This is a genomic window from Actinacidiphila glaucinigra (genome assembly GCF_900188405.1).
GTDB classification, from domain to species: Bacteria; Actinomycetota; Actinomycetes; order Streptomycetales; family Streptomycetaceae; genus Actinacidiphila; species Actinacidiphila glaucinigra.
Genome location: NZ_FZOF01000001.1, coordinates 817,716 through 838,774, shown reverse-complemented (window position 1 = coordinate 838,774; position 21,059 = coordinate 817,716). Strand labels below are relative to the sequence as shown.

General features: G+C 72.0%; 24 protein-coding genes. 11 read left to right on the top strand and 13 right to left on the bottom strand.

Going from position 1 to position 21,059, the window contains the following annotated elements; translation table 11 throughout:
- Window positions 1-100: 100 nt before the first annotated feature.
- Together fabI and fabG are read right to left on the bottom strand one after the other, a co-directional pair.
- Window positions 101-868, bottom strand: coding sequence for an enoyl-ACP reductase FabI (gene fabI, locus CHF15_RS03815; protein WP_089222112.1), 768 nt, complete (start codon window positions 866-868; stop codon window positions 101-103).
- A gap of 5 nt (window positions 869-873) precedes the next feature.
- Window positions 874-1,578, bottom strand: a complete 705-nt coding sequence (gene fabG, locus CHF15_RS03810; protein WP_089222111.1) for a 3-oxoacyl-[acyl-carrier-protein] reductase — start codon at window positions 1,576-1,578, stop codon at window positions 874-876.
- A gap of 194 nt (window positions 1,579-1,772) precedes the next feature.
- Between fabG and CHF15_RS03805 the strand changes: the two genes are divergently transcribed.
- The 3 genes from CHF15_RS03805 to CHF15_RS03795 are packed head-to-tail and all read left to right on the top strand — an operon-like array spanning window position 1,773 to window position 5,256.
- Entirely contained in the window at window positions 1,773-3,296 is a 1,524-nt protein-coding gene (locus CHF15_RS03805) for a TldD/PmbA family protein (RefSeq protein ID WP_089222110.1), read from the top strand.
- A complete protein-coding gene (locus tag CHF15_RS03800; RefSeq protein WP_089222109.1) occupies window positions 3,293-4,684 on the top strand; it encodes a metallopeptidase TldD-related protein in 1,392 nt (463 codons plus the stop codon). Before CHF15_RS03805 ends, CHF15_RS03800 begins: the two co-directional genes overlap by 4 nt.
- Window positions 4,685-4,704: 20 nt before the next feature.
- Complete coding sequence (locus CHF15_RS03795; protein WP_089222108.1) at window positions 4,705-5,256, top strand: RNA 2'-phosphotransferase; 552 nt, start codon at window positions 4,705-4,707, stop codon at window positions 5,254-5,256.
- A 32-nt stretch (window positions 5,257-5,288) separates the two neighbouring features.
- Here CHF15_RS03795 and CHF15_RS03790 read toward each other — a convergent pair whose 3' ends face one another.
- Window positions 5,289-5,570: a GlsB/YeaQ/YmgE family stress response membrane protein gene (locus CHF15_RS03790; RefSeq protein ID WP_089222107.1), complete on the bottom strand. Its 282-nt coding sequence runs from the start codon at window positions 5,568-5,570 to the stop codon at window positions 5,289-5,291.
- A gap of 178 nt (window positions 5,571-5,748) precedes the next feature.
- On the opposite strand from CHF15_RS03790, the gene CHF15_RS03785 reads away from it, so the two are divergent.
- Together CHF15_RS03785 and CHF15_RS03780 are read left to right on the top strand one after the other, a co-directional pair.
- The gene (locus tag CHF15_RS03785) at window positions 5,749-6,111 is read left to right on the top strand and encodes a DUF3099 domain-containing protein (protein ID WP_089222106.1); all 363 of its coding nucleotides are present in this window, start codon (window positions 5,749-5,751) and stop codon (window positions 6,109-6,111) included.
- 190 nt (window positions 6,112-6,301) lie between these two features.
- On the top strand, window positions 6,302-6,526 hold the full coding sequence (locus CHF15_RS03780) for a hypothetical protein (protein ID WP_089222210.1): 225 nt from the start codon (window positions 6,302-6,304) through the stop codon (window positions 6,524-6,526).
- On the opposite strand, the gene moaA is transcribed toward CHF15_RS03780, so the two are convergent.
- The 3 genes from moaA to CHF15_RS03765 all read right to left on the bottom strand — a co-directional run bounded on the left by moaA (window position 6,509) and on the right by CHF15_RS03765 (window position 9,625).
- Window positions 6,509-7,498, bottom strand: a complete 990-nt coding sequence (gene moaA / locus CHF15_RS03775; RefSeq protein ID WP_089222105.1) for a GTP 3',8-cyclase MoaA — start codon at window positions 7,496-7,498, stop codon at window positions 6,509-6,511. The two genes, CHF15_RS03780 and moaA, sit on opposite strands and share 18 nt — an antisense overlap.
- 94 nt (window positions 7,499-7,592) lie before the next feature.
- Window positions 7,593-9,230, bottom strand: a complete 1,638-nt coding sequence (locus CHF15_RS03770; protein WP_089222104.1) for a solute symporter family protein — start codon at window positions 9,228-9,230, stop codon at window positions 7,593-7,595.
- Window positions 9,227-9,625: a DUF485 domain-containing protein gene (locus tag CHF15_RS03765; RefSeq protein ID WP_089222103.1), complete on the bottom strand. Its 399-nt coding sequence runs from the start codon at window positions 9,623-9,625 to the stop codon at window positions 9,227-9,229. Before CHF15_RS03765 ends, CHF15_RS03770 begins: the two co-directional genes overlap by 4 nt.
- A gap of 303 nt (window positions 9,626-9,928) precedes the next feature.
- Between CHF15_RS03765 and CHF15_RS03760 the strand changes: the two genes are divergently transcribed.
- Window positions 9,929-11,461: a S8 family peptidase gene (locus CHF15_RS03760; RefSeq protein ID WP_089222102.1), complete on the top strand. Its 1,533-nt coding sequence runs from the start codon at window positions 9,929-9,931 to the stop codon at window positions 11,459-11,461.
- Between the two features lie 116 nt (window positions 11,462-11,577).
- Here CHF15_RS03760 and CHF15_RS03755 read toward each other — a convergent pair whose 3' ends face one another.
- The 3 genes from CHF15_RS03755 to CHF15_RS03745 are packed head-to-tail and all read right to left on the bottom strand — an operon-like array spanning window position 11,578 to window position 14,134.
- Window positions 11,578-12,621 (bottom strand): zinc-dependent alcohol dehydrogenase family protein, encoded by a 1,044-nt coding sequence (locus tag CHF15_RS03755; RefSeq protein ID WP_089222101.1) that lies wholly within the window; start codon window positions 12,619-12,621, stop codon window positions 11,578-11,580.
- On the bottom strand, window positions 12,606-13,289 hold the full coding sequence (locus tag CHF15_RS03750) for a lysoplasmalogenase (protein ID WP_089222100.1): 684 nt from the start codon (window positions 13,287-13,289) through the stop codon (window positions 12,606-12,608). Before CHF15_RS03750 ends, CHF15_RS03755 begins: the two co-directional genes overlap by 16 nt.
- Window positions 13,286-14,134, bottom strand: coding sequence for a sterol desaturase family protein (locus CHF15_RS03745; RefSeq protein ID WP_089222099.1), 849 nt, complete (start codon window positions 14,132-14,134; stop codon window positions 13,286-13,288). The genes CHF15_RS03750 and CHF15_RS03745 overlap by 4 nt, the downstream gene beginning before the upstream one ends.
- Before the next feature lie 270 nt (window positions 14,135-14,404).
- Between CHF15_RS03745 and CHF15_RS03740 the strand changes: the two genes are divergently transcribed.
- From CHF15_RS03740 to CHF15_RS03720, 5 genes are all read left to right on the top strand, one after another.
- The gene (locus CHF15_RS03740) at window positions 14,405-15,391 is read left to right on the top strand and encodes a DEDDh family exonuclease (RefSeq protein WP_089222098.1); all 987 of its coding nucleotides are present in this window, start codon (window positions 14,405-14,407) and stop codon (window positions 15,389-15,391) included.
- Window positions 15,392-15,471: 80 nt separating this feature from the next.
- Window positions 15,472-15,726, top strand: a complete 255-nt coding sequence (locus CHF15_RS03735; RefSeq protein ID WP_089222209.1) for a hypothetical protein — start codon at window positions 15,472-15,474, stop codon at window positions 15,724-15,726.
- Window positions 15,727-15,815: 89 nt separating this feature from the next.
- Window positions 15,816-16,646, top strand: coding sequence for an SURF1 family cytochrome oxidase biogenesis protein (locus tag CHF15_RS03730; RefSeq protein ID WP_089222097.1), 831 nt, complete (start codon window positions 15,816-15,818; stop codon window positions 16,644-16,646).
- A 59-nt stretch (window positions 16,647-16,705) separates the two neighbouring features.
- Window positions 16,706-18,499, top strand: coding sequence for a glycoside hydrolase family 15 protein (locus CHF15_RS03725; RefSeq protein WP_089222096.1), 1,794 nt, complete (start codon window positions 16,706-16,708; stop codon window positions 18,497-18,499).
- A 4-nt stretch (window positions 18,500-18,503) separates the two neighbouring features.
- Entirely contained in the window at window positions 18,504-19,265 is a 762-nt protein-coding gene (locus CHF15_RS03720; RefSeq protein ID WP_089222095.1) for an SDR family oxidoreductase, read from the top strand.
- A gap of 30 nt (window positions 19,266-19,295) precedes the next feature.
- Here the strand turns inward: CHF15_RS03720 and amaP are convergent, their stop codons facing one another.
- Genes amaP through CHF15_RS03700 form a run of 4 tightly spaced genes read right to left on the bottom strand, consistent with a single transcriptional unit; the run spans window position 19,296 to window position 21,028 of the window.
- On the bottom strand, window positions 19,296-19,865 hold the full coding sequence (amaP, locus tag CHF15_RS03715; RefSeq protein ID WP_089222094.1) for an alkaline shock response membrane anchor protein AmaP: 570 nt from the start codon (window positions 19,863-19,865) through the stop codon (window positions 19,296-19,298).
- A gap of 6 nt (window positions 19,866-19,871) precedes the next feature.
- A complete protein-coding gene (locus tag CHF15_RS03710; RefSeq protein WP_089222093.1) occupies window positions 19,872-20,456 on the bottom strand; it encodes a DUF6286 domain-containing protein in 585 nt (194 codons plus the stop codon).
- Window positions 20,453-20,836 carry an Asp23/Gls24 family envelope stress response protein gene (locus CHF15_RS03705; RefSeq protein ID WP_089222092.1) on the bottom strand — a complete coding sequence of 128 codons (384 nt, stop codon included), beginning with the start codon at window positions 20,834-20,836 and terminating at the stop codon, window positions 20,453-20,455. Before CHF15_RS03705 ends, CHF15_RS03710 begins: the two co-directional genes overlap by 4 nt.
- A gap of 9 nt (window positions 20,837-20,845) precedes the next feature.
- Window positions 20,846-21,028, bottom strand: a complete 183-nt coding sequence (locus CHF15_RS03700; RefSeq protein WP_018560608.1) for a hypothetical protein — start codon at window positions 21,026-21,028, stop codon at window positions 20,846-20,848.
- Window positions 21,029-21,059: the final 31 nt, after the last annotated feature.

Here is a 21,059-nt window from a genome sequence, read left to right as displayed (position 1 = left end):
GCGTGCAGACCGCCGTCGACGTGGATGATCTCGCCCGTCGACCCTTCCTTTCCGCCGCCGTCAGCGGCGCCGCGTCCAGCGGTCCGAGCGGCGCGAGCCGCTACGCGCCGACCGCGTGCAGACCGCCGTCGACGTGGATGATCTCGCCCGTCGTCTTCGGGAACCAGTCGCTCAGCAGCGCGACGACACCGCGGCCGGCCGGCTCGGGGTCGGCGAGGTTCCACTCGAGCGGGGAGCGGTGGTTCCAGACGTCGGCCAGGTCGCTGAAGCCCGGGATGGACTTGGCGGCCATGGAGCCGATCGGGCCCGCCGAGATCAGGTTGCAGCGGATGTTCTGCTTGCCCAGGTCCCGGGCCATGTAGCGGGACGTGGCCTCCAGCGCCGCCTTGGCCGGGCCCATCCAGTCGTACTGGGGCCAGGCGAACTGCGCGTCGAAGGTGAGGCCGACGACCGAGCCGCCCTCCTGCATCAGCGGCAGGCAGGCCATGGTGAGCGACTTCAGCGAGTACGCGGAGACGTGCATCGCGGTGGCGACGGACTCGAACGGCGTGTTCAGGAAGTTGCCGCCGAGCGCGTCCTGCGGCGCGAAGCCGATGGAGTGCACGACGCCGTCGAGGCCGCCCAGCTCCTCACCGACGACGTCGGCGAGCGAGGCCAGGTGCTCGTCGTTGGTGACGTCGAGCTCGATGACCTTGACCGGCTTGGGCAGCTTCTTGGCGATGCGCTCGGTCAGCGTGGGCCGCGGGAACGCCGTGAGGATGATCTCGGCGCCCTGCTCCTGGGCGAGCTTCGCGGTGTGGAAGGCGATGGAGGACTCCATCAGCACGCCGGTGATGAGGACGCGCTTTCCAGCGAGAATTCCACTCATGATGCTCAGTGACCCATGCCCAATCCGCCGTCTACGGGAATGACGGCTCCGGTGATGTATGCGGCTTCCTCGGAGGCGAGGAAACGGACCGAGGCGGCGATCTCCTCGGGCTGCGCGTAACGGGCCAGCGGGACCTGGCCGACGATGTTCTGGCGCTGCTCGTCGGTGAGCACCCGGGTCATGTCGGTGTCGACGAAGCCGGGGGCGACCACGTTGACCGTGATGTTGCGCGAGCCGAGCTCACGGGCCAGCGAGCGCGCGAAGCCGACCAGGCCGGCCTTGGACGCGGCGTAGTTCGCCTGTCCCGCCTGGCCCGTCAGGCCCACCACGGAGGAGATCAGCACGACGCGGCCCTTGCGCGCGCGCAGCATCTTCCGCACCGCGGCCTTGACCACGCGGAAGGTGCCGGTGAGGTTGGTGTCCAGGACCGACGTGAAGTCGTCGTCGGACATCCGCAGCAGCAGCTGGTCGCGGGTGACGCCGGCGTTGGCCACCAGCACTTCGACCGCGCCCTGCTGGGCCTCGATCTCCTTGAACGCCTGCTCGACCTGCTCACCGTCTGTGATGTCGCACTTGACGGCGAAGAACCCCTCCGGCGGCTCGCCCGAGCGGTAGGTGACGGCGACCTTGTCGCCCGCGTCGGCGAACGCTCGGGCGATGGCGAGGCCGATGCCCCGGTTTCCTCCGGTGACGAGAACCGAGCGGCTCAACGGATCACCCTTTCCCTAGAGGTCTGGTACTCCAGAAAACTATCTGCCTACCTCGCGGTACGTGGAATCGACCCCCGACAGGGGCATGTGCGAGTCGCTGTCGAGTCCCTACAGAAAACCGCAGGCGGGCGGATTGTCGGAGCGGCATGATTCACTGCGGAGACGTCGACGACTGGACAGAAGGGGAGGCCGACGTGCCCCACGAGGTCGATCAGTCATTCCTGGCGCTGCCGCTCAGGGCGCTCGCCGACGCGGCGCTGGCACGCGCCCGCGCGCTGGGCTCCGAGCACGCCGACTTCCGCTTCGAGCGGGTGCGCAGCGCCTCGTGGCGGCTGCGCGACGGGAGGGCGTCCGGCTCGTCCGACACCACGGACGTCGGCTACGCGGTGCGCGTGGTGCACGGCGGGGCGTGGGGATTCGCGTCCGGGGTCGACCTGACCATGGACGCCGCGGCGCGCGTGGCCGGGCAGGCGGTGGCGATGGCGAAGCTGTCGGCCAAGGTGATCGCGGCGGCGGGCTCCGACGAGCGGGTGGAGCTGGCGGCGGAGCCGGTCCACTCCGACCGGGTGTGGGTCTCCTCGTACGAGGTCGACCCCTTCGAGGTGCCCGATGCCGACAAGACGGGTCTGCTGTCCGAGTGGAGCGGGCGGCTGCTGGCCGCCGACGGCGTGTCGCACGTCGACGCCTCCCTGATGACCGTCCACGAGAACAAGTTCTACGCGGACACCGCGGGGACGACCACGACCCAGCAGCGGGTGCGGGTCCACCCCGAGCTGACCGCCGTCGCGGTGGATCCGAAGTCCGGCGGCTTCGACTCGATGCGGACCCTCGCGCCGCCGGCCGGTCGCGGCTGGGAGTACCTGACCGGCACCGGCTGGGACTGGGACGCGGAGCTCGCGGAGATCCCCGGGCTGCTCGCCGAGAAGATGGCGGCGCCGACGGTCGAGGCGGGCTCGTACGACCTGGTGGTCGACCCGTCGAACCTGTGGCTGACCATCCACGAGTCGATCGGCCACGCCACCGAGCTGGACCGCGCACTGGGCTACGAGGCCGCCTACGCGGGCACCTCGTTCGCCACCTTCGACCAGCTGGGCAAGCTGCGGTACGGCTCCGCGCACATGAACGTCACCGGCGACCGCACCGCCGAGCACGGCCTGGCGACCGTCGGCTACGACGACGAGGGCGTCGCCGGGCAGTCCTGGGACCTGGTCAAGGACGGCGTCCTGGTCGGCTACCAGCTCGACCGCAGGATCGCCCGGCTCACCGGCTTCGAGCGCTCCAACGGCTGCGCGTACGCGGACTCCCCCGGCCATGTGCCGGTGCAGCGGATGGCGAACGTGTCGCTGCGGCCCGCGCCGGACGGGCCGTCGACGCAGGAGCTGATCGGCGGCGTCGAGCGCGGCATCTACGTCGTGGGCGACCGCTCGTGGTCGATCGACATGCAGCGCTACAACTTCCAGTTCACCGGTCAGCGCTTCTTCAGGATCGAGAACGGCCGGCTGGCCGGGCAGTTGCGCGACGTCGCCTACCAGGCCACCACCACCGACTTCTGGGGCTCCATGGAGGCCGTCGGCGGGCCGCAGACCTATGTCCTGGGCGGTGCCTTCAACTGCGGCAAGGCCCAGCCGGGACAGGTCGCCGCCGTCTCGCACGGCTGCCCCTCCGCGCTCTTCCGAGGCGTCAACATCCTCAACACCACGCAGGAGGCCGGTCGATGAGCTCCGTTTCGAAGCCCCACGAGATCGTCGAGCGCGCCCTGGAGCTGTCCCGGGCGGACGGCTGCGTGGTCATCGCCGACGAGGAGTCCTCGGCCAACCTGCGCTGGGCGGGCAACGCCCTGACCACCAACGGTGTGACGCGGGGCCGCACCCTGACCGTGGTCGCCACGGTGGACGGCTCCCAGGGCACCGCCTCGGGCGTGGTGTCCCGCGCCGCGGTCACCGCGGACGAACTGGAGCCGCTGGTACGGGCCGCCGAGGCGGCCGCCCGCGCCGCCGGGCCCGCCGAGGACGCCCAGCCGCTGGTCGAGGGGGTGCCGGCGAGCACCTCCTTCACCGAGCCTCCCGCCGAGACCTCCTCCGGGGTGTTCGCCGCCTTCGCGCCCGCCCTGGGCGAGTCCTTCGCCGCGGCGCGGGCCGGCGGCCGGAGGCTGTACGGCTTCGCGTACCACTCCGTCACCTCCACCTACCTGGGCACGTCCTCGGGGCTGCGGCTCCGTCACGACCAGCCCAGCGGCACCCTGGAGCTCAACGCCAAGTCCGAGGACATGTCCCGCTCGGCGTGGGCCGGTGCCGCCACCCGGGACTTCACCGACGTCGACCCGGCGGCCCTCGACGCCGACCTGGCGCAGCGCCTGGCCTGGGCCGAGCGCCGGATCGACCTGCCCGCCGGGCGGTACGAGACGCTGCTGCCGCCGTCCGCCGTGGCGGACCTGGTGATCTACCAGCAGTGGAGCGCGGCGGCCCGGGACGCGGCGGAGGGCCGTACGGTCTTCAGCCGGCCGGGCGGCGGCACCCGGGTCGGCGAGCAGCTCTCGGAACTGCCGCTGACGCTGCGCAGCGACCCGAACGAACCGGGGCTGGAGTCGGCGCCGTTCGTGATCGCGCACGCCTCGGGTGACGTCGCGTCGGTCTTCGACAACGGGCTGCCCGTCGAGGCCACCGACTGGGTGCGCGAGGGCGTGCTCAACCGGCTGTCCACCACCCGGCACAGCGCCGGTCTGACCGGGCTGCCGTTCGCGCCGTCCGGGGGCAACCTGATCCTGGACGGCGGCGGCAAGCGGTCGCTGGAGGAGATGGTGGCGGACACCGAGCGCGGCCTGCTGCTGACCTGCCTGTGGTACATCCGCGAGGTGGATCCGGCCACCCTGCTGCTGACCGGACTGACCCGGGACGGGGTCTACCTGGTGGAGGGCGGCGAGGTGACCGGCGTGGTGAACAACTTCCGGTTCAACGAGTCGCCGGTGGACCTGCTGGGCCGGGCCACCGAGGTAGGCCGCACCGAGCGGACGCTGCCGCGCGAGTGGAGCGACTGGTTCACCCGGGCCGCGTTCCCGGCGATGCGGATCCCGGACTTCAACATGAGCTCGGTCAGCCAGGGGGTCTGACCAGGACGATGGGTGGGGCGATGGACGAGAAGCAGACGGTCAAGGTCTCGAAGTTCCTGGCACGGGTGCTGCGGCACGACCCGGCCTCGATCGGGATCACCCTCGACGAGGCCGGCTGGGTGGACGTGGACGAGCTGATCGCCGCGTCCCGCCGGGCCGGCCGGCGTTTCTCGCGCGCCGATCTCGACCACGTCGTGGCCGACAACAACAAGAAGCGGTACGCCTTCTCGGAGGACGGGCGGCGGATCAGGGCCAGCCAGGGACACTCGGTCGAGGTCGACCTCGGGCTGTCCCCGGCGGATCCGCCGGCCGTCCTCTTCCACGGCACGGCGAGCACCACGCTGCCGATCGTGCTGCGCGAGGGGCTCAAGCCGATGTCCCGGCAGGACGTCCACCTCTCCGCGGACGTGGAGACGGCCGTGCGCGTCGGTTCGCGGCACGGCCGTCCGGTGGTGCTGGCGGTGGACGCGGCGGGGCTGGCCGCCACGGGCCACGTGTTCCGGGTGAGCGCCAACGGAGTGTGGCTCACCGACCTGGTGCCGCCGACCCATCTGCGGCAGCACGCCCACTGAGCGGGGCGCCCTGCCCGGCGCGGTACGTCCCGTCAGGTGGCCGTCCGCCGCCGACGGCCGCGGACCGAGGCCCACAGCGGGGTGATCACGGCGACCACGAGGATGGCGCCCAGGATCTGCAGCACGTGGCGGATCCAGTCGACACCGCTGGTGTGCCGTACGCCGACCCATCCGGCGACCGCGTTGCCCAGGAAGGCGCCGAGGATGCCGCAGATGATGGTGAGCCACCAGGGGATGTCCTGCTTCCCCGGCAGGAGCAGCTTGGCCAGGAAGCCGAGCACGATGCCGACGATGATCGCCCAGAACCAGTTCATGCGGTCAGTCTCGGCGTGGCCCGGGTACGTCGCATGCGGAAGGCGGCCATACGCCGTACGGCGGGTGCTGTCACACCCCGACGGCCTCCCCGGTCTCCACTGCGACGGACCCACGGCGTAACGTGGGCCGTGCCGGAACCGGGTGGCTTCCGGCGTTTCGAGCAGGTGGTGGAACGTGATGCGGAAGCGGAGCGGTACCGAGGTCTTCCGGATCACCGGGACCGCGGCGGGGCTCACCGATGACGTCCGCGGAAGGCAGCGGCGCTACATCATCTCGATGTCGGTCCGCACCCTGTCGTTCATCCTGGCGGTCGTGCTGTGGAACGTCTCGGCGCCCCTGGCCTGGATCGCGCTGGTGCTCGGTCTGGTGCTGCCGTACATCGCGGTCGTCATCGCCAACGCGGGCCGGGAGAACGCCCCGGGGCTGCCGTCGGCCCGGATCGCTCCGCGGGTCCCGCCGGCGCTCGGCCCCGGTGAACCGCGGCTGCCGGCGGAGCGGACCCCGGAAGAGGACGGACGGCCTCGTTCCGGTCAGGCCTGAACCTTTCGCCCGTTCGCGCACCGCTCCGAAGCTCAAGAAAACCTCAGATCAATCATGGGGATCCACTGCACTGCGGCCCTTGCCGCGTGACATACTGCGTACGCGCTCCGCATCCCCCGTCGGAGCGACGGACCGACGCCGGGCGGCTCCCCCCGTGGCTGCCCGGCGTCGCCATGTTTGGATGGGGTTCGTGACCGACGAATCTCCGATCTGCTCCGCCAAGGGTTGCCGCGCCCCCGCCGTGTGGGTGCTCGCCTGGAACAACCCGAAGATCCACACGCCCGAGCGCCGCAAGACCTGGCTGGCGTGCGAGGAACACCGCGAGCACCTGTCCTCGTTCCTGGGCGTCCGCGGCTTCCTGAAGGACGTCGTGCCCTTCGAGGAGTGGGAGACGAGCTCAGCCGCCGATGGCTGACATGGGCCGCTCGGGCTGCAGGAACGTGGGGTCGTCCAGGCCGGAGCCGGCCTTCTTGCCCCACATCGCGGTGCGCCAGAGCTCGGCGATCTCCTCGTCGGAGCCGCCGGAGCGCAGCGCGGCGCGCAGATCGCTCTCCTCGCGCGCGAACAGGCAGTTGCGCACCTGACCGTCCGCGGTGAGCCGGGTGCGGTCGCAGGCCCGGCAGAAGGGCCGCGTGACCGAGGCGATCACGCCGACCCGGGCGGGGCCGCCGTCCACCAGCCAGCGTTCGGCGGGGGCGTGGCCGCGGGCCTCGTCGGTCTCGGCGGTCAGGGTGAAGCGGGTCCGCAGGCTCTCCAGGATCTCCTGGGCGGTGACCATGTCGCTGCGCTGCCAGCCGTGCTGGGCGTCGAGCGGCATCTGCTCGATGAAGCGCAGCTCGTAGTCGTGTTCCAGGGCCCAGGCCAGCAGCTCGGGGGCCTCGTCGTCGTTGATGCCGCGCATCAGCACGGTGTTGACCTTGACCGGGGTCAGTCCCGCGGCGTGGGCGGCCTCCAGGCCGCGGACGACGTCATCGTGCCGCTTGCGGCGGGTGAGGGTCTGGAAGACGTCGGGCCGCAGGGTGTCCAGGGAGACGTTCACCCGGTCCAGCCCGGCCCCGCGCAGAGCGGCCGCGGTGCGGGCGAGGCCTATGCCGTTGGTGGTGAGGGAGAGCTTCGGGCGGGGCTCCAGCTCCGCGCAGCGCTCGACGATGCCGACGAGACCGGGGCGGAGCAGGGGCTCGCCGCCGGTGAAGCGGACGTCCTTGACGCCGAGCGTGGTGACGGCGATCCGCACCAGCCGGACGATCTCGTCGTCGCTGAGCAGCTCGGGCTTGCCGAGCCACTGCAGGCCCTCCTCCGGCATGCAGTAGGTGCACCGCAGATTGCACCGGTCGGTCAGCGAGACCCTGAGGTCGGTCGCGATCCGGCCGTAGGTGTCGATCAGCACGGCGCGCCTCCCTTTGAGGGTCCGGTCGGTGGGACGGCAGTGCCGTCCCGTTACTTCGCAGCCTACGGGACGGCACTGACGTTCAACAGTTTGTTTAATGCGCTCCGGCTCCCGTGAGGGAGCGGACCTCCAGCTCAGCGTACTTGCGGTCGGCGTCCTCTTCCGGCTTGGACAGGAGCGTGCCCACCACACCGAGCAGGAAACCGACGGGGATGGAGATGATCCCCGGGTTCTCCAGCGGGAACCAGTGGAAGTCCACACCGGGGAACATCGCGGTCTCCTTGCCCGAGACGACGGGCGAGAAGACCACCAGGAACACGGAGGTGATCAGGCCGCCGTAGATGCTCCACAGCGCCCCGGTGGTGTTGAAGCGCTTCCAGAACAGGCTGTAGAGGAGCGTCGGCAGGTTCGCGGAGGCCGCTACGGCGAAGGCCAGGGCGACCAGGAAGGCGATGTTGAGCTTGCCCGCGAAGATGCCGAGCAGGATCGCCACGGCCCCGATGGCCACCGCGGCGATCTTCGCCGCCGCGACCTCCTCCTTCTCGCTCGCCGTGCCCTTGCGGATGACGTTGGCGTACAGGTCGTGCGCGAAGGACGACGAGGAGGCGAGGGTGAGGCCCGCGACCACGGCCAGGATGGTGGCGAAGGCGACCGCGGAGATCACCGCCAGCAGGATCGCGCCGCCCGTGGAGTCCGCGCCGCCGCCGATCTCCTGGGCGAGCAGCGGTGCCGCGGTGTTGCCGGCGGCGTTGGAGGTGGTGATCGTCTCCGGGGTGAGCAGCGCGGCGGCCCCGAAGCCCAGCGCGATCGTCATCAGGTAGAAGCAGCCGATGATGCCGATCGCCCAGTTCACCGAGGTGCGGGCGGCCCGGGCGGTGGGCACGGTGTAGAAGCGGATCAGGATGTGCGGCAGACCCGCCGTGCCGAGGACCAGGGCCAGGCCCAGCGAGATGAAGTCGATCTTCGAGGTCGCGGTGACGCCGTACTTCAGGCCGGGCTCCAGGAACGCCGCCCCCTTGCCGCTCTTCTCAGCGGCCGCGCCGAGCAGCGAGGACAGGTTCCAGTTGAACTTGGCGAAGACCAGGAACGTGATCAGCAGGGTCCCGCCGATCAGCAGCACCGCCTTGACCATCTGCACCCAGGTGGTGCCCTTCATGCCGCCGATGGTCACGTACAGCACCATGACGACGCCGACGAGGATGACGATCAGACGGCGCGGCCCCTCACCGGTGATGCCGAGCAGCAGTGCCACCAGGGCGCCCGCGCCGACCATCTGGGCCAGCAGGTAGAAGATGCTGACAACGATGGTCGAGATGCCCGCGGCCGTGCGCACCGGGCGCTGCCGCAGCCGGAAGGCGAGGGCGTCGGCCATGGTGAACCGGCCGGAGTTGCGCAGCGGTTCGGCGACCAGCAGCAGCGCCACCAGCCAGGCGACGAGGAAGCCGATCGAGTAGAGGAAGCCGTCGTAGCCGACGAGGGCGATGGAGCCGGCGATGCCCAGGAAGGACGCGGCCGACATGTAGTCGCCGGAGATCGCCAGGCCGTTCTGGAAGCCGCTGAAGGAACGGCCGCCGGCGTAGAAGTCGGTGGCGTCCTTGGTCTGGCGGCCCGCCCAGACGGTGATGCCGAGCGTCGCGACGACGAAGACCGAGAACAGGGTGATGATCAGCGGCCGGTGTTCGCTCGCGCCGACCGCGACCACCTGGACTCCCGTGGTGTGCAGCGCGGTCATGCGGTGGCCTCCGTGCTCTCGGTGTCGTCGGTGTCGTCGGCGCCCCGGGTGCCGGGGCCTTCCAGGCGCGCCTTGATGGCGTCCGCGCGGGAGTCGAGCTTGGCGTTCGCGTGCCGGGAGTACCAGACGGCGATGCCGAAGGTGGTGGCGAACTGAGCGAGCCCGAAGACGAGGGCGACGTTGATGTGGCCCACGACCTTGGTGTCCATGAAGCCGCCGGCGTAGTTCGACAGCAGGACGTACAGCAGGTACCAGGTGATGAACGCGACCGTGAGCGGGAACGCGAACGATCGGTATGAGCGGCGCAGTTGGGCGAACTCCGCGCTCGCCTGCACCTCGGCGTACGAGTCGGCAGACGGCGGACCGGAGCTTGCCGAAGGTCGTGCGGGGTCCACGATGCCTCCTGTGGGGGCGGAGCTTGAGGGGACATGAGCAGGCGACGCGACCCGCGCGGGCGCACGGGGCGCCGACGTGAGCTACGTCACGTAAAGATCGGACCCGCGCATGGTAGATGCGCAACCACGGCCTTCGACAGGGGGCGGTAGTTGAAAACTGGTTCTTCTTCGGCAACCGGAACTTGAGCTTTCTTTACCAATCCATTGATAGCGCGTGGACGGCGGCGATAGCTTCCAGCGTCATGTACCCGTCCAAGGGCAACCCGGCCCGCCAGGACGGGTGTTTGGACGATTGGAGATCCCATGGCTCCACTGCCCGGACGGCGTCGCGCCTTCGCGATACCCATCGGATTCGCGGTGGCGAGTGCTCTCGCCTTCCTGCCGAACGCCGCCTCGGCCGCCACCGCCGGTTCCGCCTCGAACGGCGGCGGTGCCGCGTACGACGGCCCGACGCTGTCGTACGTGGTCAACACCAAGACCGACCGGGGAACCATCAAGTCCGTCGAGCGGGCCGTGTCCCGCAGCGGTGGTGACATCGTCACCACCTACGACCGGATCGGCGTGATCGTCGTCCACTCCGCGAATCCCGCGTTCGCCTCCGAGATACGCAAGGTGCGCGGTGTGCAGACGGCCGGGGCGACCCGTACGGCCGCGCTGTCCACGGCGTCGACCACGGATCTGGGCGCGGTGCAGGAGATCACCGCTGCCGGCGCGGCCCGGGCGAAGGCCGCGGCCACCGCCGGGCAGGAGCCGATGGAGCCGGACCAGTGGGACCTGCCGGCCATCCGGGCCGACAAGGCCGCCCGGATCAACCCGGGCAGCCGCAAGGTCACGGTCGCCGTCATCGACACCGGCGTCGACGACACGCACCCGGACCTCACCGCCAACTTCTCGGCCTCGCAGTCCGCCAACTGCGTGGGCGGCAAGGCCGACACGAGCCCGGGCGCCTGGCGTCCCTACGTCCCGGAGGCCTACCACGGCACGCACGTCGCCGGTGAGATCGCCGCGGCGCGCAACGGGATCGGCGTGGCGGGTGTCGCCCCGGGCGTGAAGGTCGCCTCCATCAAGGTGGCCGACCCCGACACCCAGCTGTTCTTCCCGGAGAGCGTGGTCTGCGCCTTCGTCTTCGCCGCCGACCACGGCGTCGAGATCACCAACAACAGCTACTACATCGACCCGTGGCTCTACAACTGCTTCGGCGACCCCGACCAGCGGGCCATCGTCGACGCCGTCAACCGGGCCGCGCAGTACTCCCACAAGAAGGGCGTGCTGAACGTCGCCTCGGCGGGCAACTCCAACCACGACCTCGACTCGGACGCCATCGAGGACGCGACGAGCCCCGACGACACCACCCCGGTCACCCGGACGATCGACCCGCACGTCTGCTGGGACCTTCCGACCCAGCTGCCGGGCGTCGTCACCGTCTCCGCGACCGGTGTGCAGAAGCTGAAGTCGTACTACTCCAGCTACGGTCTGGGCGTCGTGGACGTCGCGGGCCCGGGCGGCGACCGCTACCAGATCCCCGCCACCCCCTCGGCGAACGGGCGCATCCTGTCCACCCTGCCCGGCAACACCTACGGCTACCTGCAGGGCACGTCGATGGCCAGCCCGCACGTGGCCGGCGTCGCCGCGCTCATCAAGAGCCGCCACCCGCACGCCTCCCCGGAGCAGTTGCAGTGGCTGCTCAAGGCCCAGGCCGACGACCCGCGTTGCCCGACGGGTCTGTACGACCCGGACGGCAACGGCGTGCAGGACGCCACCTGCACCACGGGACGGCACGTGACCAGCTTCTACGGCCACGGCATCGTCGACGCCCTGGACGCCGTCACCAAGTGACGCGCCCCGCGTGACAGCGGGAACGCCCGGCGGGGATTCCGCCGGGCGTTCCCGCTGTCCGGGCCCCTGTCGGGCCCCAGTCGGGCCCCTGTCCGGCTCGCTGTCCGGGAGCCGGGTCAGGCCTTGACGAGGACCTTCAGCGCGATGCGCTCGTCCATCGCCTTGTAGCCGCCCGGGACGCCGTCCAGGCCGACGGTGAGGTCGAAGACCGGGGACGGGTCGATCGTCCCGTCGAGGATGTCCGGGAGCAGTTCGGGGATGTAGGTGCGGACCGGGGCGACGCCGCCGCGCAGGGAGACGTTGCGGTCGAACATGTCGCTCAGGTCGAGGCCGGTGCCGCTGCCGTGCGGGACGCCGACGTAGCCGACGGTGCCGCCGTCGCGGGTGACGGCGACCGCGGTGCGCATCGACTGCTCGGTGCCGACGGCCTCGATGACCGCGTGGGCGCCGTGGCCGCCGGTCAGTTGGCGGACCGCCTCGACGGCCGCCTCACCGCGCTCGGCGACGACGTCGGTGGCTCCGAAGGTACGGGCGATGGCGGTGCGGGCCTCGTGCCGGCCGAGCGCGATGATCCGCTCCGCGCCGAGCCGCCGCGCGGCGAGCACCCCGCACAGGCCGACCGCGCCGTCCCCCACGACCGCGACGGTGGCCCCGGGCCGCACACCGGCGCCGACGGCGGCGTGGTGACCGGTGCCCAGCACGTCGGAGAGGGTGAGCAGACCCGCCAGCAGGCGGTCGTCGGACAGCGCCTCGGCGGGCAGCCGCACCAGGGTGGCGTCCGCGAACGGCACCCGTACGGCCTCGCCCTGGCCGCCGTCGGAGCCGACCTGGCCCCAGAAGCCGCCGGCCGGGCAGGAGGTCGTCAGGCCCTCCGCGCAGTAGTCGCACGTGCCGTCGGACCACACGAAGGGGGAGACGACCAGGTCGCCGGGCCTGAGCCCGGACACCTCGGAACCGGTCTCCTCGACGACGCCGAGGAACTCGTGCCCGATGCGCTGCCCCGGCTTCCGGGCCGACTCGCCGCGGTACGCCCACAGGTCGCTGCCGCAGATGCAGGCCAGCACCACGCGCACGACCGCGTCTGTGGGCTGCCGGACCGCCGGGTCCGGCACCTCCTCCACCCGGATGTCGTGGGGGGCGTGGATCACGGTGGCGCGCATACGGAAGTCGTCCTCGATGGTTGTTCGAACGGGGTCGTACCACCGTACCGGCCGGTGGAGAGCAGGAACTGCGCGGCGAGGTAGCCGAACATGATCCAGAAGTCGGCCGCCGGGAGCTGCGGGAGGTCGGCGAGCCGGGTCGCGAGCAGGGTGTCGGAGAGCAGGAAGAGCGCCCCGCCCAGCGCCGTCGCCCGCGGGCCGAGCGCGGCCGCGCCGGCCGCCATCGCCGTCAGCAGCAGGCTGTACGCGGCGACCGGGAGCCGCAGCCCGGAGGGCAGGCCCGGCCACAGCACGACGAGCGCGGCGAGCCACACGACCGCGTAGCCGGCCGCCGTCAGGGCCGCGCGCCGCCGGTCGGCGAAGGCCCCGCGGGAGGTGAAGAGTGTGAGGTAACAGACGTGCCCGGCGGCGAACGCGCCCATCCCGAGGAGGAAGGACGTGTCCCCGTCGAGCTGCAGCAGCACGTCCCCCGCCCAGCCGCACAGCAGCGCGGCCACCAGCAGCCGGGGTCCACCGCGCAGCACCGCGCAGACCGCGAGCAGCGGCACCAGGACGGGCTTGGTGAGGTGGTCCGCCGTCGCGGAGCCCGCGAGCTGCGCCGCCAGGTGGACCACGGCCACCACCGCGAAGGCCGCCGTCGCCGCGCGGGCGGCGCGCTCACGCGTCACGCCGCCGGCTCCTCGCCCCGCGGCCGCCAGCCGGGACCGCGCAGGACGTGGCCCGCGCGGTCGCTCCAGGTACGGGCCGCGGCGACGTCACGGGCGATGGCGGCGTACTCGTGGGTGGCCACCCGCAGCGGGTTGAACGTGGTGATGTTCTTGGTGAGCCCGAACACCGGACGCTCGCCCTCCGCCGCGAAGGAACCGAACAGCCGGTCCCAGACGATCAGGATGCCGCCGAAGTTGCGGTCCAGGTAGCCGCCCTGCGAGGCGTGGTGCACGCGGTGGTGCGAGGGCGTGTTGAGGACGAACTCGACCGGGCGGGGCAGCTTCTCGATGCGCTCGGTGTGGATCCAGAACTGGTAGACGAGGCTGAGCGAGGAGCAGAACGCCAGTGCCGCCGGGTGCACCCCGCAGGCGATCACCGGCAGGTAGAACACCCATGACGTCATGCCGGTCCAGGGCTGGCGCAGCGCGGTGGAGAGGTTGAACTTCCGGCTGGAGTGGTGCACCACGTGGCTCGCCCACAGGATGCGGATCACGTGGTGACCGCGGTGCTGCCAGTAGTAGAAGAAGTCCTGCGCGAGCAGCATCAGCGGGATCGTCCACCAGTCCACGGGCACCCGGAGCGGGGTGAACTCGTACACGGCGGTGTAGACCACGACGATCGGGATCTTCCAGAGGAAGTCGAAGAACAGGCTGCCGAGTCCCATCGACAGGCTCGTCGCGGTGTCCTTGGCGGCGTACCCGGCGGCGTCCTCGTCCGGATGGATCCGGTAACTGATCAGCTCCACGACGGTGAGCAGCACGAACGCGGGTATGGACCACATCACGGCATCGGGCAGTTGCGGCATGCGCGCACCTTAAGGGCGCGTGGCGGCCCCGGCTAGAGGTCGTTACCGATCGGTTCTACCCGGGGGTATCCGAGGGAGTCCGCCGCACCGGCCGCCGCGGCGGGGCGTGCGCCCAACCGGAGCCAGAGGGCGGGCGGTTGACCGACCGGACCGCTCCGTCGCACACCCGGCGCGCCGCCCCCGGACGGACCGCCCGCGGGGGCATCCGACGGTGCGCCAGAGGCGGGTGGCGGCGGGCACTGTCGGTGGCCGCCCGTATTGTGTTCCTCCATGCACGCGCCCCAGCTTCCGCAACCGTCGTGGCCAGAGGCCTACCCCGACGGATACGCCGTCGTGGACGTCGAGACCACCGGCCTCGGCCGCGACGACCGGATAGTGTCCGCGGCCGTCTACCGGCTGGACGCGCACGGCGAGGTGCAGGACCACTGGTACACCCCCGTCAACCCGCAGCGGGACCCGGGCCCGGTGTGGATCCACGGCCTCACCTCGGACATGCTGGCCGACGCCCCGCTCTTCGGCGAGGTCGCCACCGAACTGGCGGACCGGCTGTCGGGCCGGGTGTTCGTCGCCCACAACGCGGTCTTCGACTGGTCCATGCTCGCCCGGGAGTTCGCGCGGGCCGGCACCGTGGCGCCCGTGGAGCACAGGCTGTGCACCATCGTGCTCTCCAAGGCGCTGGCGCTGCCGCTGGCCAACCACAAGCTGGAGTCCCTGGCCGCGCACTTCGGCGTCGTCCAGCAGCGCGCCCACCACGCCCTGGACGACGCCCGCGTGCTGGCCGAGGTGTTCCGCCCCAGCCTGCGGCAGGCCGCGGCGGGCGGTCTCCGGCTGCCGCTGCACGCCTGCCGTCCGCTGACGGAGTGGATCGACACGGCCGTCCCCGGGCAGTCGGCCTCCGCGGGATACCGCAGCACCTACCGGCCGATGAGCTGGCGGCCCGCGCGGAAGCGGCCGGCCTGCCCCTACCCCAACCCGGGGCGGCTGGAGTCCGGGGGACCACTGGTCCAGGGAATGCGGGTCGCCTTTTCGGGCGACACGAGCATCGACCGCGAACTGCTGGAGGACCGCGCCACCGAGGCGGGTCTGCACGTGTCGTCCTCGGTGAGCCGGCTGACCAGCCTGCTGGTGACCAACGACCCGGACTCGCTCACCACGAAGACGGTTCGGGCCCGGCAGCTCGGCACCCCGGTGGTCGGCGAGCGGCGCTTCGCCGATCTGCTGGGCGACGTCGCCCCCGCGCCGGACGTGCACGGCTGACACCGCCGTTCGAGTGGTGCGCCCGCGACGCACCCGGTCACCGATTGCCGCGCCGGGGCCCGGCCCGCACCCTGGGCCTCATGGCCCGATGCGAAGTATGCGGAAACGACTATGTGATGAGCTTCGAAGTGCACGCCCAGGGGGCCGTGCACGTCTTCGACAGCTTCGAGTGCGCCATCCACCGGATGGCGCCGATCTGCGAGCACTGCCGGGTGCGGATCGTCGGCCACGGGGTCGAGGTCGACGGCCACTGGTACTGCGGCGGACACTGCTCGAAGGCCGAGGGCCGCAGCGGCATCATCGACCGGGTCGGCTCGCTGCCCGGTGGCGGCTGATCCCGGCGGGCGCTGATCCCGGCGGCCACGCCGCGGCGCCGTCCGACCCCTCCGCAGAGCGCCCCGCGACCGAGTTGTACGGTCGTGGGGTGTACCGCTTCCTCTTGTCCCGGCAGTGGGTGATCCTCACCCTCATCGCACTGCTGCTGATGCCCGCCATGGTCGAGCTGGGCTTCTGGCAGATGCACCGGCACGAGCGCCGCGTGGCCAGCAACCACCTGATCGCGGACAACCTCAGGGCGAAGCCCGCCCCGGTGGAGTCACTGACCGCCCCCGGCGCGGCCGTGCCGAAGCGGGAGGTCTACCGCACGGTCACCGCGACCGGGCACTACGACACCGCCCACGAGGTCGTCGCCCGCCAGCGCACCGCCGCCGACGGGGACAGCATCGGCTACCACGTCATCACCCCGCTGGTCCTGGCCGACGGCCGGTCGGTGCTGGTCAACCGCGGCTGGATCCCGGCCGGTACCGACCTGACGAAGGTCCCGAAGGTCCCCGCGGCCCCGTCCGGCGAGATCACCGTCACCGGCCGGCTGCGCCCGGACGAGACCACGGCGGCGACCGGCATCCGGAACAAGGGCGGACTGCCCGACCGCATGATCATGCTGATCAACAGCGCCCTGGTGGCCGAGGAGCTGCCGGCGGCGGAGCGGCCGGTCGGCGGCTACATCGAGCTGGAGACGACCTCCCCCAAGCCCTCCGGACGGCAGCCCGAGCTGATCCCGGACCCCGACCACAGCAGCATCGGCATGCATATGGGGTACGCGATCCAGTGGTGGCTGTTCACCGCCATGGTGCCGGTCGGCTGGGTCATCCTCGTCCGCCGGGAGCGGCGGGAGCGGCTCGCCGCCCGCGACGCGGCGGCGCAGGAGGCGGACGGTACGGCCGAGCCGGTCGCCGCTGCGGTCGCGTCGCCCTAGCGCCGGGGGCACCCTCGTAGAGCGGGGACCCTCGTAAGAGGGAGAGACGGAGGCCGACCGTGGCGGCACTGATCGAGGACTACGCGATCATCGGCGACCTGCAGACCGTCGCGCTGGTCTCCAAGAGCGGCTCCATCGACTGGCTCTGCCTGCCGCGCTTCGACTCCTCCGCCTGCTTCGCGGCGCTGCTGGGCGACGAGGACAACGGCAACTGGCGAATCGCCCCGGCCTCGGCCTGGCACGGGGAGCCCTGCACGCACCGTTCGTACCGCGACGGCACCCTGGTGCTGGAGAGCGTGTGGGAGACCCGCGACGGCACCGCCAAGGTGATCGACTTCATGCCGCAGCGCGATCGCGCCCCGGACGTCATGCGCGTCGTCGAGGGCGTACGCGGGCGGGTGGCGATGGCCAGCGAACTGCGGCTGCGCTTCGACTACGGGCGGGTCGTCCCCTGGATGCGCCGCACCGACGGCCACCGCGTCGCAATCGCCGGGCCGGACTCGGTGTGGCTTCGCTCCGTACCCCAGGTGCCCATGTACGGCAAGGGTTTCGCGACCCACGCCGACTTCACCGTCGCCGAGGGCGAGCGGATCGCCTTCGCCCTGACCTGGCACCCCTCCCACGAGAGCCGGCCACGTCTGATCGACCCCTTCCGGGCGCTGGATCAGAGCTGCGCGGACTGGGAGTCCTGGTCGGCCAAGTGCCGCTACGACGGTCCCTGGCGGAACGCGGTGCTGCGCTCGCTGATCACCCTCAAGGCGCTCACCTACTCGCCCAGCGGCGGCATCGTCGCGGCGGCCACCTCCTCGCTGCCGGAGGAGATCCGCGGGGTGCGGAACTGGGACTACCGGTTCTGCTGGCTCCGCGACGCGACGCTCACCCTGAACGTGCTGGTCGAGACCGGCTACCTCAAGGAGGCCTACCACTGGCGCGACTGGCTGCTGCGTGCCGTCGCCGGCGACCCGGCCGACCTGCAGATCATGTACGGGCTGGCGGGCGAGCGCCGGCTGCCCGAGGAGGAGCTGGACTGGCTGACCGGGTACGAGGCGTCCCTGCCGGTGCGGACCGGCAACGCCGCCGCAAAACAGCTCCAGCTCGACGTCTACGGCGAGGTCCTCGACTCGCTGTTCCTGGCCCGCAGCTTCGGGCTGCGCGACGAACCGCACGCCTGGGCGGTGCAGCGCACGCTGATGGACTTCCTGGAGACCAAGTGGCACGAGCCCGACGAGGGCCTGTGGGAGGTGCGCGGCGACCGGCAGCACTTCGTGCACTCCAAGGTGATGGCCTGGGCGGCCGCCGACCGGGCGGTGCGCACCCTGGAGGGCCTGCCGCACCTGTCCGGCGACGCGGACTCCTGGCGGGCGATGCGCAGCGAGGTGCACCGCGAGGTGTGCCGCAAGGGCTTCGACCGGGAGCGCAACACCTTCACGCAGTACTACGGCTCCAAGGAACTGGACGCGGCGACCCTGCTCATCCCGCAGGTGGGCTTCCTGCCCGTCACCGACAGCCGGGTGGTCGGCACGGTGGAGGCGGTGCGCCGCGAACTGGACCACGGCGGCTTCGTCCGCCGCTACACCCTGGAGGACAGCAGCGTGGACGGGCTGCCCGGCGGCGAAGGCGCCTTCCTGGCCTGCTCGTTCTGGCTCGCCGACGCGCTGCACCGTATCGGCCGCACCGACGAGGCACGCGGCCTGTTCGAACGGCTGCTGGGCCTGCGCAACGACGTCGGTCTGCTGGCGGAGGAGTGGGACCCGGTCGAGCGGCGCCAGCTCGGCAACTTCCCGCAGGCCTTCAGCCACATCGGGCTGGTCAACACCGCGCTCACGCTCTCCGGCCGCGACGGGGCACGGTGACACCATGGATCTCGGGCTGAGGGACAGGGTGTACGTCGTCACGGGCGCGACCCGCGGGCTGGGCTTCGCCGCCGCGCGGGAACTGGTGGCCGACGGCGCGCGGGTGGTCGTCGGCGGCCGCCGCGAGGAGTCGGTCGCCGCCGCCGTCGCGGCGCTGGGCGGCGCCGAGCGGGCGACCGGCGTCGTCGCCGACAACGCAGAACCGCAGGCTCCGGAGCGGCTGATCGCCGCCGCCCGCCGGGCGTTCGGCAGGCTCGACGGCTTCCTCGTCAGCGTGGGCGGCCCGCCGGCGGGCGGCACCGACGTCATCGGCGACGACCAGTGGCGGGACGCGTTCGAGTCCGTCTTCCTCGGGGCCGTACGGCTGTCCCGGGCGGCGGCCGACGAACTCGGCGAGGGCGGTGTCATCGGCTTCGTGCTCTCCGGCTCGGTGCACGAACCGATCCCGGGACTCGTGGTCTCCAACGGCCTGCGACCGGGCCTGGCGGGCTACGCCAAGAGCCTGGCCAACGAGTTGGGGCCGCGCGGCATCCGCGTGGTGGGGCTGCTGCCCGCCCGGATCGACACCGACCGCGTCCGCGAGCTCGACGCCCTCACCGGCGACGCGGAGGCCGCCCGCGCCCGCCTCAGCGAACGCATCCCGCTGCGTCGCTACGGCACCCCGGAGGAGTTCGGGCGTGCCGCCGCCTTCCTGATGTCACCTGCGGCCTCGTATCTGACGGGAATCATGCTCCCGGTGGACGGCGGGGCGCGCAGCGGCTTCTAGGCCCGTGTCCGAAGTACCGCACCGGCGCGGTCAGCTGACGCGGGCCGCGCGGTGGCTGACGGCGCGCAGCCGGGCCTCGGCGGGGAGCAGGGGGAGGCCGGCGCTGACGCGGGCGCGGTCGAGCACGGCGGAGTCGAGTTCGGCGAGGACGTCACCGGGGACGGCGTTCGGGGACAGGGCGAGCTGCAGCCGGGCACGGGGCGCGGTGGGCGTGCCCATGAGCGCGGTGGTGGCGTGGTCGACGCCGTGCAGCTGCTCGGCGTCGGCGGCGATGATCTCCTCCAGGGCGCGGCCGCGCAGCAGCGCCATGCCGTCGTCGTCGGCGTCCACCGCCAGCCGGCGCAGCCTGCGGTCGCGCACCTGGGCGAGCAGCCACCACAGGGCGCACAGCACGATCAGGGCCAGCACGCCGATCACGACGGGCCACCACCAGGAGGTGCCCTCGTAACGGGTCCGGTCGCCCTCGCTCAGCAGCACGTCGTCCCGGCCGGTGTACGGACGGTGCAGCAGACCCGTCGCGGAGCACAGCACGACGGCACCGGACAGCACCAGGGCCAGCCCGGTGAGCACGAGGACGACGCGATTGACGGTGGCGCGCACCGCGCCTCACCCCTCTCCCATACGGCGGACGTGCAGCGCGAGCCCCAGCGGCCGGGCCAGGCTCAGCTGTTCCATGGCCTCGGCCAGGACGGCGGCCAGATCGGCGCGGACCTCCTCCGTCTCCCGGAAGGAGACCACGGCGCGCACCGTCGCGGTGCGGCGGGTGACCGTGACGCGCGCCGACCGCACCCCCGATACCTCCACCGCGCGGTCGCGCAGGGTGAGTTCGGCGGCGTGGCGGTCGAGTCCGGCCCGTACGGGGGCCGTTCCCGCGCGCATGGCGAGCACGTCGCGGAGCCCCGGGGTGACGGCGAGGACGACAAGCCACAGCCCGAGCACGACCGCCACGCAGGCCACGGCGAGGATCCACGGGTCGTCCAGCGGGCGGGTGGCCAGTTCGTCCGCGAGACTCCGGCGCCAGGCCATCCCCGGCCGCCCGGCGCGTACCGCGGCGATGTCGTAGAGCAGCAGCCCGGCCACGACGGCCAGCAGGGCGGCGGTGATCGCGGCGGGGAGGCGGCGCGGGGACCAGAAGCGCCGCCGGCGGGAACGGTGCCGCGGCGGGAGGGGCGAGGGACCGAGTTCGCTCACCGGACCCTCGCCTCCTCCACGATGTGGCTGGCCCGCGAGTGCAGGCGTTCGACCTCCACGGTCACCCCGAGGACCGCGAACCCGGTCGACTCCTCGACGCGCGAGGCGACATGGCGGCGCACCGACCTGCACACCTCGGCGATGTCCACCGGGTAGCCGAGTTCGACGGAGAGCCTCACGTACACCTGCTCGCGGACGACGGAGACGCTCGCCTGGGGACGCGCGCCGCGCGGCACGTACTCCCGGCCGGGGGCGTCGGCGAGGGACTCGCGGGCCGCCTGGGAGGCGATCTTCGCCAGCACGCGGTCGGCGAGGCGGAGCGAGCCGCGCTCTTTGGGGGCGAGGGGCTGCGCGGGGGAGTCCGGAGCCGCGGCCGTCATCTGCGTGGCTCACCGCCTCCGGTCACGACTGCGGAAGAACTCCCCGGGCTCCAGGTCGCCGTCGAGGAACCGGCCGACCACGAACCCCACGGCGCCGAGCGCCGCCACCAGCAGAAAGGCCGCGAACCCGCCGAAGTACCCGGCGAATCCGAGTGCCATCCCGACGATCAAGCCGAGCACGGCCATGCTCATCGTCCGCTCCCTGTTTCCCTCCCGGGGCCCG